The 12,639-nt window shown below is 71.9% G+C and carries 10 protein-coding genes; 9 read left to right on the plus strand and 1 reads right to left on the minus strand.

What is annotated here, in order from left to right; translation table 11 throughout:
• The first annotated feature begins 222 nt into the window (after positions 1-222).
• Positions 223-969 (plus strand): SDR family oxidoreductase, encoded by a 747-nt coding sequence (locus tag ACFWV8_RS20790; protein ID WP_384204047.1) that lies wholly within the window; start codon positions 223-225, stop codon positions 967-969.
• A 111-nt stretch (positions 970-1,080) separates the two neighbouring features.
• The gene (locus ACFWV8_RS20795; protein WP_384204050.1) at positions 1,081-1,854 is read left to right on the plus strand and encodes a TetR/AcrR family transcriptional regulator; all 774 of its coding nucleotides are present in this window, start codon (positions 1,081-1,083) and stop codon (positions 1,852-1,854) included.
• A gap of 51 nt (positions 1,855-1,905) precedes the next feature.
• Here ACFWV8_RS20795 and ACFWV8_RS20800 read toward each other — a convergent pair whose 3' ends face one another.
• Entirely contained in the window at positions 1,906-2,625 is a 720-nt protein-coding gene (locus tag ACFWV8_RS20800; protein WP_384204053.1) for a hypothetical protein, read from the minus strand.
• Between the two features lie 71 nt (positions 2,626-2,696).
• On the opposite strand from ACFWV8_RS20800, the gene ACFWV8_RS20805 reads away from it, so the two are divergent.
• From ACFWV8_RS20805 to ACFWV8_RS20835, 7 genes are all read left to right on the plus strand, one after another.
• Positions 2,697-3,803 (plus strand): hypothetical protein, encoded by a 1,107-nt coding sequence (locus tag ACFWV8_RS20805; protein WP_384204055.1) that lies wholly within the window; start codon positions 2,697-2,699, stop codon positions 3,801-3,803.
• The gene (locus tag ACFWV8_RS20810; protein ID WP_384204058.1) at positions 3,800-4,789 is read left to right on the plus strand and encodes a hypothetical protein; all 990 of its coding nucleotides are present in this window, start codon (positions 3,800-3,802) and stop codon (positions 4,787-4,789) included. Before ACFWV8_RS20805 ends, ACFWV8_RS20810 begins: the two co-directional genes overlap by 4 nt.
• 11 nt (positions 4,790-4,800) lie before the next feature.
• Positions 4,801-5,310: a hypothetical protein gene (locus ACFWV8_RS20815; RefSeq protein ID WP_384204061.1), complete on the plus strand. Its 510-nt coding sequence runs from the start codon at positions 4,801-4,803 to the stop codon at positions 5,308-5,310.
• Positions 5,311-5,375: 65 nt separating this feature from the next.
• Positions 5,376-7,124, plus strand: a complete 1,749-nt coding sequence (locus ACFWV8_RS20820) for an asparagine synthetase B family protein (protein ID WP_384204064.1) — start codon at positions 5,376-5,378, stop codon at positions 7,122-7,124.
• A 114-nt stretch (positions 7,125-7,238) separates the two neighbouring features.
• Entirely contained in the window at positions 7,239-8,069 is an 831-nt protein-coding gene (locus tag ACFWV8_RS20825) for a hypothetical protein (RefSeq protein ID WP_384204066.1), read from the plus strand.
• Positions 8,066-10,372, plus strand: coding sequence for a bifunctional serine/threonine-protein kinase/ABC transporter substrate-binding protein (locus ACFWV8_RS20830; protein ID WP_384204069.1), 2,307 nt, complete (start codon positions 8,066-8,068; stop codon positions 10,370-10,372). The genes ACFWV8_RS20825 and ACFWV8_RS20830 overlap by 4 nt, the downstream gene beginning before the upstream one ends.
• Before the next feature lie 3 nt (positions 10,373-10,375).
• A complete protein-coding gene (locus ACFWV8_RS20835; RefSeq protein WP_384204072.1) occupies positions 10,376-12,607 on the plus strand; it encodes a bifunctional serine/threonine-protein kinase/ABC transporter substrate-binding protein in 2,232 nt (743 codons plus the stop codon).
• The last annotated feature ends 32 nt before the right edge of the window (positions 12,608-12,639 follow it).

Below are 12,639 nucleotides of genomic sequence, written 5' to 3' on the forward strand. Positions count from 1 at the left end.
CAGGTCGGCAGGGGGTGGGTAGCGGGCCGGCCGGCGATGGCGTAGCGATGTTACAGAAAAGGGTAGCGACGCTACGTCGGACGTGTTAGCGTCGTTGTTGTCGCGAGGCGGAGATCGCTTTCCCGGTCGATGCCTCGCTTGTCACGTCGATCTACGTCGGTACATCGGACGTCGGCACGTCGGATATCGGTACGTCCTTACGTCGATACAGGGAGCAACGTCATGAGTGAGCAGCCGAGCGCGGCGCGTCGGGTAGTGATCGTCACCGGAGGGTCTCGGGGCATCGGCCGGGAGAGCGCGCGGCGCCTGGCGGCGGACGGACACGCGGTCGTCGTCAACTACGCGGGGAATCAGACGGCGGCGGAGTCGGCGGTTGCCGCCATCACGGAGGCGGGCGGGACGGCCATCGCCTTCCGCGCCGACGTGGCGGACGAGGTCGCGGTGTCGGCGCTGTTCGACGCGGCGGAGGAAGCCTTCGGAGGCGTCGACGTCGTTGTGCACGCGGCGGGTGTCATGGCGGTCACGCCGCTGGTCGACACCGAGCTGGACGCGCTGGACCGGATGCACCGCACCAACATCCGCGGCACGTTCGTGGTCGACCAGCAGGCCGCGCGCCGACTGCGGAACGGCGGGGCGATCATCAACGTCTCCAGCTCGGTGCTGGGCCTGGCCTTCCCGGGATACACGGCGTACGCGGCCAGCAAGGGCGCGGTCGAGGCGATGACGCTGATCCTGGCCAGGGAGCTGCGAGGGCGCGACATCACCGTCAACGCGGTGGCGCCGGGGCCTACGGTCACGGAGCTGTTCCTGGAGGGCAAGGACGAGGAGACCATAACGAGGATGGCCGCTCAGGCGCCGCTGGAGCGGCTCGGCCGGCCGGAGGACATATCCGAGGTCGTCTCCTTCCTCGCCGGACCCGCGCGTTGGGTCAACGGCCAGGTCCTGCGCGCCAACGGCGGCATCATCTGAGGGCCGCTCGTGTCAGGCACCCCGTGGATTCCCCCGGCCGATCCTTCCCGGCGATCGAGGAGATCCGTCATGAGTAACAGCGCTACGGAGCCCTTGATACGGTCGTCCGCCATGAGCACACGAGCGCGGATCCTCGAAGTCGCGGCACGACTGGTCGCCGAGTCGCCCAACGGGGACGTCTCCACCCGGGCCGTGTGCGACGCCGCGCAGGTGGGTGCCCCGGCGCTCTACCGGCACTTCGGGGACAAGGAAGGGCTGCTCTCCGCGGTCGTGGACCACGGCTTCGACAAGTATCTGGAGACCAAGCGGGAGCGGACCCCGCAGGACGATCCGATAGAGGATCTGCGCAAGGGCTGGGACAACCACGTGGAGTTCGCGCTGGACAACCCGAATCTGTACCGGCTGATGTACTCCCCCGCGATGCGTACGCCCCCGGCGGCGGCCCTGGAGTCGCACGAGATGCTCACCAGGGATCTGCGGCGGGCGGCGGCGGACGGCAAGTTGAGTCTGGCGCCCGAGGTCGCTGCCCAGGTCGTCATGTCGGCCAACGTCGGGGTGGCCCTGATGCTCGTCGCCCGTCCTTCGACCTTCACCGACAGGGACACCTCCCGGCGGGTCCGCGACGCCGTGCACGCCACCGTCTTCACCCCCGAGGCGCTGGAGGAGCGCGCCGACAGGCCCACGAAGAGGACTCGACTGCCAGCGGCGGCGGCCCAGTTGAACGTTCTGCTGGGGCGGTCGGGGGAGTCGGGGCTCAGCACCGCCGAAATGGCCCTGATGACGGAGTGGCTGCGCCGGCTCTCCACCTCCACCTCCACCACCTCCGCGACGTCCGCCGGCTCTACGACCTCCACGACCTCGGCGGTCGCGGAAGGCGACGAGTAGCGGCTCCGGACGCCGTCGGGACCCCGGGGGCGCATGTCCCGCGCCCGCGGGTCATGTGGGCAGATCGGCGCAGGTGTCCGACGCGGGGAGTTCGTCCGCCAGAAATACGGTCTGGGCCATCATCCGGTATCCGTTCATCTTTTCGCGGAATGTCTCCACGGACTCCTCGGGGTGCACGGAATCGATCACGGCGTGCTCGCCGACGGCGTTGAACTGATGGCTCACCCCGCGCGGGATCTGCATGTCCACGAAGGAGCAGGGCGGCACCACCAGGTTGTAGCGGGTCCGCACCACCCCCGGCGGGGTGTCGGGCAACGTGTCCTCGAAGGAGCGCAATGTGAAGGGAGTTACCCCGGAGACGCCGGTGATCTCGAACGGGGAGAGGCTGCTCACCCGGATCCGCGTATCCGGGCCGGTCATCATCCGTACGAATCGCAGACCGGTGTGCAGATGCATACGGGAGCAGACGCCGCGCTCCTCCACATTGTAGAAATCCATCAGATAGCGGTCGGCGAAGAAGTCGTCGAAGGGCGCTTCGAGCATATAGACGTCGCCCTCCTCGAAAGTCTGGAAACGGGTTATCCCGTCGTTGTCCGTCGTTGTCGCCGATTCGCTTCTCTTCGCGTCTCTCACGACTTTCGTGAACGCGTCCACCACGGCGAGAGCGATGTCCGGGGGAAGCTGAAGGACCGGTGTGACCACGTTCCTTGCCGCGTCACGGAATTCGGCGATGTCGTGGACCTCGTTCTCCGCGTTCGCCTCACGTTTCATTCGCGTACCTGAATTGGACATCTCAATCAAGCTCCATCGTCTAGGATCTGTCCGTTCGACACAACGAAACCATGCGCTTCTCAGGGCAGTTGGAGGGGGCCGCCGTGATCTGCCCGCACTGTGGCAAAGACGCTCGCTACCGGGAACGAGGGAACGGGCTCTGCCCGGTCTGCAAGCGCGCGTTCGCCCTCGAACCCAAAGAGAACAAGCTCCGCCTGCACGATGTCCGGATGCGCAAGCTCATCCACAAGCTCAGCAACGGCGGGGGCCTGCGCTACACGCCCACCCAGCTCTACTACGCGGCGGCTCGCGGGCGGACTCCCACTGACAGCGGTGTGTACGGATGTGTCGCCCTCGGCCTGCTGGTGCTCGGGGCGATCGCCTCGTGGGTGATCATCAGCGTCTCCGGATTCGACCGGGACGTGATCCTGGGCACTCTCACGGTCGGCGGCGTCTACGTCGTCCTGGTTGTCGTGCTGTCGGTCCGCGGCGCGATGCGCGCCCAGCGGACGGGCAGGGTTGAAGTGCCGATGCCCTTCAGCGACTTCAAGACCTCGGTGATAGACCGCTGGGCCACCGTCTACGGCAAGCCGCCGATCGGGATGGCGCCCGAGGGACACAGGCTGTACCCGGTGCTCCCGGCCGGCGAGGCGCCGAAGCTGGTGCTCCTGTGTCCGGACTCCACCGTGCTGGCCTGCCTCGAACTGAACGGCGCGCCCGAGAAGCACTCCCTCGCTCTGGTGCAGTCCGTGCACCAGCTCGCGCGGATACCCGGCGCCCCGGGCGCGGGCGGTGGAGCGGGGCCGGTGGGGATAGTCCTGCACGACGCCAGCCCCGCGGGGCTCGCCTTCGCGTCCGAGGCCAGAGCCGCGCTCGGCGGGCGGGTGGTGGTCGCCGGAATGCTGCCGCGCACCGTGAAGGACAACCCCAACGCCGTACGGCTGAGAAGTCCGCTCGGCCCCGCGGATCTGGAAGCCATCCGTGTTTCGTCGTCGCGGCTCACCGCGGCGGAGGCCGACTGGCTGACCCGTGGCTGGTGGTCGCCCATCGCCGCCGTGACTCCGGTGAAGCTGCTCTCCGTGGTCGAGCGGGCGGTGGACCGGGCGGAGGGGATAGCCGACCCCGACCGGGGGCGTGCGCAGCAGGTCGGGTTCCTCACCTGGCCGACGGCGTCATGAGCGGCACGGGCCACCTCACGGGCGCGGGCCGTGTGGCGGACAGCGGGCAGACGGGAACGGGACTCGCGGCGGACCCCGGGCACACGGGGCACACGGGCCAGGCGGGGCACATGCGGCAGGCGATCCTCGACCGCGTGCTCCGTACGGCGGCCGAGAAGGCCGCCGCACCCGGTCAACTGCACTTCACCGAGCGGCAGTTGTACTACCAGGTGTGCCGGGTGCTGCTGCCGTGGCACCGGGCGCCCCGGCGTACGCACTTCACATCGGCCCCCGCGATGACGTACGGCGCCTTCCGGGCCGCGCTGCACCGCATCGGTCCCGACACGGTGGACGGCCTCCTGCCGCCCGTCGCCCCCAGGCCCCCGCGGGCGGCCGGGCGGCACACCCCGGAGCCTGACCTGTTCGACTACGGCCTGCCGAGGCTGCTGGTCTGCGAGTCCGACGACATCGCCGCCATGCTGCGGGCCAACGGGGTGCCGATGGAGTCGGCGTGCCCGGTCTACGGCGCCTCCGAACTGCCCCTGGACACAGGGGTGCTGAGGATGCTCGCGCTGGCCGAGCGGGCGACGGTCTACCTTCTGCACGACGCGAGCGCGCACGGGCTCACCTTCCCCGCGCGGTTCGCCAGGTCCGTCGACGTACCGGACGGGGTGCGGGTCGTCCCGCTGGGGCTGCGGCCCCGGCAGGCGGGCGCGCTCCATCTGGTCCATGGGCGTGGTCCGGCGTACGCGGCGATACCCGGCCACTGGCCGGGCCCCGCGACCGCCGCCGCATCGGGTGCCGCTCCGGGGCTCGCGTCCGCACTCAGTCGCTGGGAGCGCGACTGGCTGCGGCGCGGCAGATTCGTGGAGCTGGCCGCCGTGAACCCGGCGTCACTGATCCGTACGGTGCACCGTCTCGTACGGGAAGTGCGCACGCCCCGCTCGCAGTTGACCGACCTTCGCCAGGTACGCCAGGCGGGTTTCCTGAGCTGGCCCACCGCATGAGAGGAACCGCAGTGCCGCAGCCGCATAGGCGGGAGATCACCTACAGCGACGAGCTGCTCGCCGACCGCACGGTCCACCGGCGTTACTCGGACGGCCGCCAGGAGTGGCGCAGCGCCGACAGCGCGAGCCGGCGCACCGTGCGGTGGCGGGACGACCGGGGTGCGACGGGCAGTGACGAGCTGCTGGGCCGGCGGATCGTCAAGCGGGTGTACGCGGACGGGCGCCCGGTGATCTACGGCAGGGAGGCCGGTTACGGCCGCACGCTGTGGAGCGATGGGGTGCTGACGGTGAACCGGACGTCGTTCGGCGGCCGACTGGGTACCGTCCTGGCCGCGGTGACCGCGGGGGCCGTTCTCGGCACGCTGGCCATGCCGCCCACCTCCCTCAGTCCGGAGGAAGAGGAGGAGATGCGCCGCCAGGCCGAGGCGAGCGCGTCGGGCGGTGACGGTGGTGGCGCGGGGGACGCCGGTTACGGGGACTGGGACGACGGTTCCGCCGACAGCGACGACGACTTCGGCTGACCCGGGGGGCCGCGAGCCGGGAATCGGGAGCCGGGAATCGGGAAGACGGAAGGAAAGAGGACGTGATGTCCCGCTGGTGTGCGTGTCTGACCGCCGACGACCCGGCCGGGCAGGTGGCGGCCATGGGCGGCCGGCCCGTGCCGACGCGGGCGGGGCACCATGCGCTGGGCCTGCTCGACGGACCCGGCGCGGCCGAAGGGTCGTACCGGGTGGGCGACGTCCACGCGATCGGTGAGGTCACGCTCCACAACGCGCCCGAACTCCGGGCCCGGCTCGGTTCGGCCGGCGCCGACGGCATCCCCGGCGACTGCTCCGACGGTGAGCTGCTCCTGCGTGCCTACGTCAGGTTCGGCGCCGCCGGACTGGCCGCCGCCGACGGCATGTTCGCCCTCGCCATCGCCGAAGGCGACGAACTCGTCCTCGTCCGCGACCACATGGGCGCCCGCACCCTCTTCCATGCCCGTGCCGGCATCGGCGAACGGGCGGCCTGGGCGGCCTCCACCTCCCTGCGGGCGCTCCAGCGCTGGCCCGCGCTCGACACCGGACTGCATCTGCCGGCGGTCAGATCGTTCCTCACCTTCGCGTATCTCCCGGGCAGGGAGACCCTGTTGCGCGGGATTCACGAGGTGCTGCCGGGCCGGTGCGTGCGGCTGAAGGCGGACGGTTCCACGGTGGAGGAGACGTACTGGGAGCCGGCCGAGGTGGCCGACGAGCGCCCGTCGGCCGAACACGCCCGGGAACTGCGCGAGTTGCTGGAGTCCGCCACCGCGCGGCGGCTGCCGGTCGCCGAGCCGGTGGGTGTGCTGCTCTCCGGCGGTGTGGACAGCAGCCTGGTCACCGCGCTCGCCGCCAAACTGCACGACCAGGCCGTCCGGTCGTACTCGATCAGCTTCGGCGGCGACGCCCCGAACGAACTCGCCTACTCCGGACTGGTCGCCGCCCACTGCCACACCGAGCACCAGGTACTGACCGTGCCCGGCGAGGCGGTCGCGGCACGCCTCCCGGAGACCGTCGCGCTGCTGGACAGCCCGGTCGGCGACCCGCTCACCGTGCCCAACCTGATGCTCGCCGAGGCGGTGGCGGCGGACGGAATGAGCGTGGTGCTCAACGGGGAGGGCGGCGACCCGGTCTTCGGCGGCCCCAAGAACCTGCCGATGCTCATCCACGAACTGCTCCGCGACGAGGCGGGTGTGGACTCCCGGGCGCGGGCGTACGTGGACTCGTACCGCAAGTGCCACGCCGACCTGCCGGTGCTGCTGACGCCCGGTGTGCTGGCCGAGCTGGCGGACGCGCCGCCGGTGACGGACCTGCTGGCGCCCTATCTGACACAGGGGCGGATGAAGAGCCTGCTCAACCAGTTGCTGCACACCAATCTGCGGACCAAGGGCGCCCATCACATCCTCACCAAGGTGGAGCGCATCACCGCGTCGCAGGGGCTGGAGGGCCGCGCCCCGCTGTTCGACCGCGCGGTCGTCGACCACGCGTTCCGCGTGCCGCCCCGGCTGAAGCTCGCGGGGACGAGCGAGAAGTGGATCCTCAAGGAGGCGGTACGGGACCTGCTGCCGCCGACGATCGTGGACCGCCCCAAGAGCGGGATGCGCGTCCCGGTCCAGCAGTGGCTGGAAGGACCCCTGCGCGAGCTGGGCCACGACCTGCTCCTCGGCAGGTCGGCGCGCGCCCGCGGGCTGTTCCGTGAGGACACGATCCGGTCCTGGCTGCGGCGGGAGGGGACGCTGCTGCCGCGCCAGGGAGGCAAGTTGTGGCTGGTCCTCACACTGGAGCTGTGGCTGCGCTCGTTCGAGGTCGGGACCTGAGGTGAGGGCGTGCGCCCGAGGGCCTGGTTCGAGAACTGAGCCCCCTTCTTACGCGTCCCACAGGATACGTTCAGGATGGGGGAACAAGTGCACGGCCTTTCAGAGGGGTTCATGGTGAGTGGAAGACCTGGCCGGCTGCGATCGGGCACCGTCGCACTCGCGGTCGCCTTACTGCTGGCAGGGTGTTCGGGCGACGGCGACACCTCCGCCAGGACGAAGCCCAGCCCGGCGAAGTCCGGTGCCGGGGAGACGACCGACGGGGAGGCGAAGGGCGCCGCGCCGAGCCCCTCGGCCACCACCGGGCTGGACTTCTCGCCCGACGAGAGCCGCAAACCCCGGACGCGCGCCCAGGCCCTGCGACTGGCCCGCGCCGTCACCGCCGAGCCCAGCCGGTACGGGGCGGACTACGTCAGGCGGAGCCCGTACGAGAGCGACCCCGGCTCGCTCGCCGTGCTCGACGAGGACTGCGTCTGGCAGCGCGAACCGCTCCCGCCCTCCGTACTGACCAGCTTCACCCGCTACAGCGAACTGCCCGCGCAGGGCGGCAAGGGCCCGATCCGGATAGCCGCCACCGTCCTCGTGCACCGCGACGAGGCGGACGCGAACTGGGACATGGCGCGCACCCTCGAAGAGGCGCTGCGCTGCCCCGAGCAGCAACTCAGCGACGACGAGCGGATCACCGGATTGCTGTCGACGGGTCTGGCGTTCGGGGCCGGTCAGTTCGCCAGCGAGGACTCGATCTCCGAGAGCGGTGAGTACCACAGCGACGAACTCGGCGGCCCGCACTACTACACCTGGGGCCAGAGCCGCTTGGGCCAGGTGACCGTCTCGGCGGTCGGCAAGGGTTCCAAGGGCCGGACCTCGAAAGAGATCGACAAGGCCGTCATCGAGGGAACGGCCGCCATGCTCGTCGATGTCCAGAGCGCACTGGAGGCGTCTGCATGAGCGAGCCGCTGCTGCCCACCGATCCCGCCTCGATCGGCGGCCACCGGCTGCTGGCCCGCCTCGGCGTGGGTGGCATGGGCGTGGTCTATCTCGGCCGTACGGAGGCGGGGGCGCTGGCCGCCGTCAAGGTCATCCAGGCCGAGTACGCGGACGATCCCGGCTTCCGCGCCCGCTTCCGCCGCGAGGTCGACCTGGCCCGCCGGGTGTCCAGCCCCTGGGCGGTGCCCGTCACGGGCGCGGAGCCGGACGCGGCGGAGCCCTGGTTGGCCACCGAATTCGTACCGGGCCCGTCGCTCGGTGAGGCTGTCACCCGGCACGGACCGCTGCCGGTGCACAGTGTGCGGGCCCTGGCCAGGATGCTCGCGGGGGCGCTGGGAGCCGTGCACGACGCGGGGCTTGTGCACCGCGACATCAAGCCGGGCAATGTCCTGCTCGCCGTGGACGGTCCACGGCTGATCGACTTCGGGATCGCCCGCGCGACCGACGAGACCGCGCTCACCTCCCCCGACATGGTCGTCGGCACGCCCGGCTATCTCTCGCCCGAACAGGCCGAGGCGCGTGGCGCCGAGGTGGGGCCGGCGAGTGACGTGTTCTCCCTGGGGTGCCTGCTGGCGTACGCGCTGACGGGACGGCCCCCGTTCGGCGCGGGTTCGGCCGACGCGCTGCTCTACCGGACGGTGCACGACGAGCCCGACATCGGCGGCTCGGGCGGTTCGGAGGGTTCGGGCGGCTCATGGGACGAGGAGGACGCGGAACTGCGCCAACTCCTGCTCTCCTGCCTGGCGAAGGACCCGGCCGACCGGCCCACGGCCGAGCGGATCGCCGCGGAGCTTGCCGACGACCCCACGTCCGACGACGGCGGAGCGGCCGACTGGCTGCCGGAAGACGTCGTACGGGGCATCGCCGACCGCGCGGCCGAGATGCTGGCGCTGCCGGACATCGAGCCGACGGTCGCCGACGCGCCCGGCGCCGACGCTCCCGGCGCGGGCAACGACGGCGCCGACGACAACGGCGCGGGCAACGACGGCGCCGGCGGTCAGGGCAGCCAACAGCCGTCCCGCCGACGGCTGTTCGTCCTTTCCGGAGCCGCGCTGCTCGCCGTCGCGGCCGGTGGCGGAGCCTGGGCCGCCCTGCGGGACGACGACCCTCCCGCGTCCGGGGACTCCGGCCCGCGCTGGGCCATCGGCGTCCAGGCGGACCTCTCCGGTACGGACAAGGTGGCAGGCCGGGCGCAGGAACAGGGCGCGCGGCTGGCGATCGAGCAGTACAACGCCCGTAAGCCCGGCAAGGACAGGCCCTTCGAACTCGCGCTGAGGACCGCCGACGACGGCGGCACCGCCCAACGCGCCCCGGCCGCCGCCAAGAAGCTGATCGAGGACGCGGACGTACTCGCCGTACTGGGCGCGACCAGCGATGTGACGACGGAAGCGGTCGTCGGCGCGTACGACGAGGCCCTGGTGCCCCTGCTGACCGTCTCGGCCGGCGGGATGCTGATGTCGTCAGGGCAGCCCCGGTCCCTCGTGCACTGCCGCCCCGGCAACGCCGCACTGTCCATCCCGATCGCCGTCTACCTCACCCAACAGGCCGCGAAGGACAAGGAGATGGGACGGCCGGGACTGCTCCAGGACCGTACGGCCCAGACGTACGCCTGGGAGTCCGCCACCATCACCTCGCTCGTGCTGCGCCAGTCCGGAATGCCGGCCTACCCCCGGGTGATCCCGGCGGACATCGAGGACATGAAGCCCGTGGTCACCGACATCCTGCGGGCGGGTACGGGCTCCTTCGTCTACGCCGGATACGCGCCGGGAGCGGCGAAGGTGGCGCGCGAGCTGGCGGCGGCCGGGTTCGACGGACCCCGGCTCGCGTCACAGGCCGTGCTCGCCCCGGAGTTCCTGGAGCTGGCCGGGGACGCGGCCGAGGGCTGGCTGCTGACCGCCTCGTTCGTCTCCGCCGCCGACAAGCCGGAGGCAGCGGACTTCACCGCCGCGTTCCGTAAGCGCTTCGGCAGCGAGCCGCCGTACTTCGCCGCGGAGGCGTACGACACGGTGAATCTGGTCATCCAGGAACTGGTGAAGGGCGCGAAGCCGGCGGCCCCGGCGAAGGGTTCGCCCTCTCCTGCGGGGCAACAGCCGCCGAAGCGGGCGGAGTTGGTGGGGCTGCTGCGCAAGAGCACGTACCAGGGGATCACGAAGCGGTTCGCGTTCGACCCGGAGCAGGGCAGCTTCGCCGGGGAGGGCGTGTTCCTGTACGAGGTCAAGGACGGCGGCTTCCGCTTCCTGGGGCCCGCGCCCACCGGCGCGTAAGGGATGGCCGGGATCCAGCCTCTCAAGGCGGCCGATCCGCCCGCCGTCGGCGGTTACCGGCTGCTCGGGCGGCTCGGCGCGGGCGGGATGGGCGTGGTGTATCTGGCCCGTTCGCCGGGCGGCGCGCTGATCGCGCTGAAGGTCATCCGTGCCGAGTACGCGGCCGACCACGGCTTCCGGGTCCGCTTCCGCCGCGAGGCGGAGGCGGCGGCACGGCTCACCGGGCGGTGGGTGGTACCGGTCGTGGCCGCGGCGGCGGAGGAACGCGAGCCGTGGCTGGCGACCGGCTTCGTTCCCGGGCCCTCGCTGGCGGAGGCCGTCACGCTGCACGGTCCGCTGCCGCCCGGGGCCATGCGCACCCTCGGTGCCCGGCTGGCCGACGCGCTCACCGAGGTGCACGCGGCGGGTCTTGTGCACCGCGACGTCAAGCCCGGCAACGTGCTGCTCGCCCTGGACGGCCCCCGGCTCATCGACTTCGGCATCGCGCGGGCCACCGGCGCCACCGCGCTGACCGAGAGCGACGTGGTGATCGGCTCGCCCGGCTATCTCTCGCCCGAGCAGGCACAGGCCCGCGCCGGTGAACTCGGGCCGCCGAGCGACGTGTTCTCGCTCGGGTGCGTGCTGGTGTACGCGGCGACGGGGCGGCGGCCGTTCGGTACGGGCTCGGCGGCGGCCATTTTGTTCCGTACGGTCCACGAGGAGCCGGACCTCGACGGCGTACCGGCGGAACTGCTCGATCTGCTGACGGCCTGCCTCGCCAAGAACCCCCGGGACAGGCCGGGTTCGGGGGATGTGCGGGAGGCGCTGGGGGGTGCCGGCGGCGAGTCGGGGGGCTGGCTGCCGGGGCCGCTGACCCGGCTGGTCGCTGAGCGGTCGGCGGCGGTGCTGGCGCTGCCCGACCCGCCGCCGGGACGCACGGCCGGCTCCGACTCGGCCTCCGGCTCCGGCTCCCCGGCGGACCCGGTCACGGTCACGGCGGCACCGGCGGCACCGGCCGCCGCCCCCGGGCCGTCACGGCGCCGCGTGCTCACGCTCGCCTCCGCGGCCGGAGTCGTCGCGGTCGGCGGGGGGCTTGCGGCCTGGGCGGCATCCCGGCAGACCGGCGACGGCGGCTCCGGCACGGGCGCCGGCGGGTCCCGGCCGCGCTACGTCGTCGGGCTGCACGCCGATCTGTCCGGCCGGGACAAGGCGGCCGGCCGCGCCCAGGAACGGGGCGCGCGGCTGGCCGTCGCCGACCACAACGCCCGTGCGGACCGCCCCTTCGACCTGGCGCTGCGCGTACGGGACGACGGAGGAGACGCGAAGCGGGCCGAGGCGACGGCGGCGAGGTTCGTCGCGGAGGACGAGGTGTTCGCGGTGATCGGGCCGACCGGGGTCGCGGGAGTCGAGGCCATCGCCGCCCGGTACCAGGAGGCGCTGCTTCCTCTCGTGACCGTCTCGTGCGACAGCGACGCGGTCTCGTCGGTCAGCACGAAGGCCTTCTTCCAACTCAGACCGGACGGCAACAGTCTCAGCACGGGCTTCGTCGACTATCTCGTCCGGGCCCGGGGGGACCGCAGGACCGTCCTCGTCGACGACCAGGCGGCAGGGCGCACCAGCCAGCGGCTGGTGGTGAACCTGGCCGACGCGCTGCCCCAGGGCGTCGGCACCACCACGACCAGCACCGTGCCCGCCGACAGCGACGACTTCGGTCCGGTGGCCGCCGCCGTGACATCGAGCGACGCCGACTCGGTGGTGTACGTCGGCACGTCGCCCGAGCGCGCGGCCCGCTGCGCCCGCGCGCTCTCGGAAACGGGCTTCCGCGGCACACGCATGGCACGCGAACCGGTGCTCCGGCCCGCGTTCCTCGGCCAGGCCGGCGCCGCCGCCGACGGCTGGGTGATCGTGACGACGTACGTCGATCCGACCGAACTGCCCGCCGCGAAGGGCTTCGTGACGTCGTACGAGAAGCGCTACGGCCCCCGGAAGGGCGAGTTGTTCGCGGTCGAACCGTACGCCGTGGAGGCGTACGACGCGCTGAACTTCATCGCGCGGGGGATGCGGGAGCTGGGCGGCATCGGCGTCGAACGGGGCGCGATGGTGAGCCGGCTGCGGTCCCTCACCTACCACGGCCTCGGCAGAATCATCGACTTCGACGACTCGACGAAGGCCTTCGTCTTCACCAACGGCCTGTTCCTGCACCGGGTGGAGGCGGGCACGCCCCGCTTCCTGGGCCGCTACGGTGAGGCGAAGTAGTCCGAGCGTCCCCTCCCGGGAGCCCCGCCCCG

Origin of the sequence: Streptomyces sp. NPDC058665 (assembly GCF_042714995.1) — a bacterium.
Lineage (GTDB): Bacteria > Actinomycetota > Actinomycetes > Streptomycetales > Streptomycetaceae > Streptomyces.

Bases quoted from the DNA above. Each gene is read 5' to 3' on its own strand.
- ACFWV8_RS20795 (WP_384204050.1), top strand. From the start codon at position 1,081: ATGAGCACACGAGCGCGGATCCTCGAAGTCGCGGCACGACTGGTCGCC.
- ACFWV8_RS20820 (WP_384204064.1), top strand. From the start codon at position 5,376: ATGTCCCGCTGGTGTGCGTGTCTGACCGCCGACGACCCGGCCGGGCAG.
- ACFWV8_RS20830 (WP_384204069.1), top strand. From the start codon at position 8,066: ATGAGCGAGCCGCTGCTGCCCACCGATCCCGCCTCGATCGGCGGCCAC.
- ACFWV8_RS20835 (WP_384204072.1), top strand. From the start codon at position 10,376: ATGGCCGGGATCCAGCCTCTCAAGGCGGCCGATCCGCCCGCCGTCGGC.
- ACFWV8_RS20790 (WP_384204047.1), top strand. From the start codon at position 223: ATGAGTGAGCAGCCGAGCGCGGCGCGTCGGGTAGTGATCGTCACCGGA.
- ACFWV8_RS20810 (WP_384204058.1), top strand. From the start codon at position 3,800: ATGAGCGGCACGGGCCACCTCACGGGCGCGGGCCGTGTGGCGGACAGC.
- ACFWV8_RS20805 (WP_384204055.1), top strand. From the start codon at position 2,697: ATGCGCTTCTCAGGGCAGTTGGAGGGGGCCGCCGTGATCTGCCCGCAC.
- ACFWV8_RS20800 (WP_384204053.1), bottom strand. From the start codon at position 2,625: ATGAAACGTGAGGCGAACGCGGAGAACGAGGTCCACGACATCGCCGAA.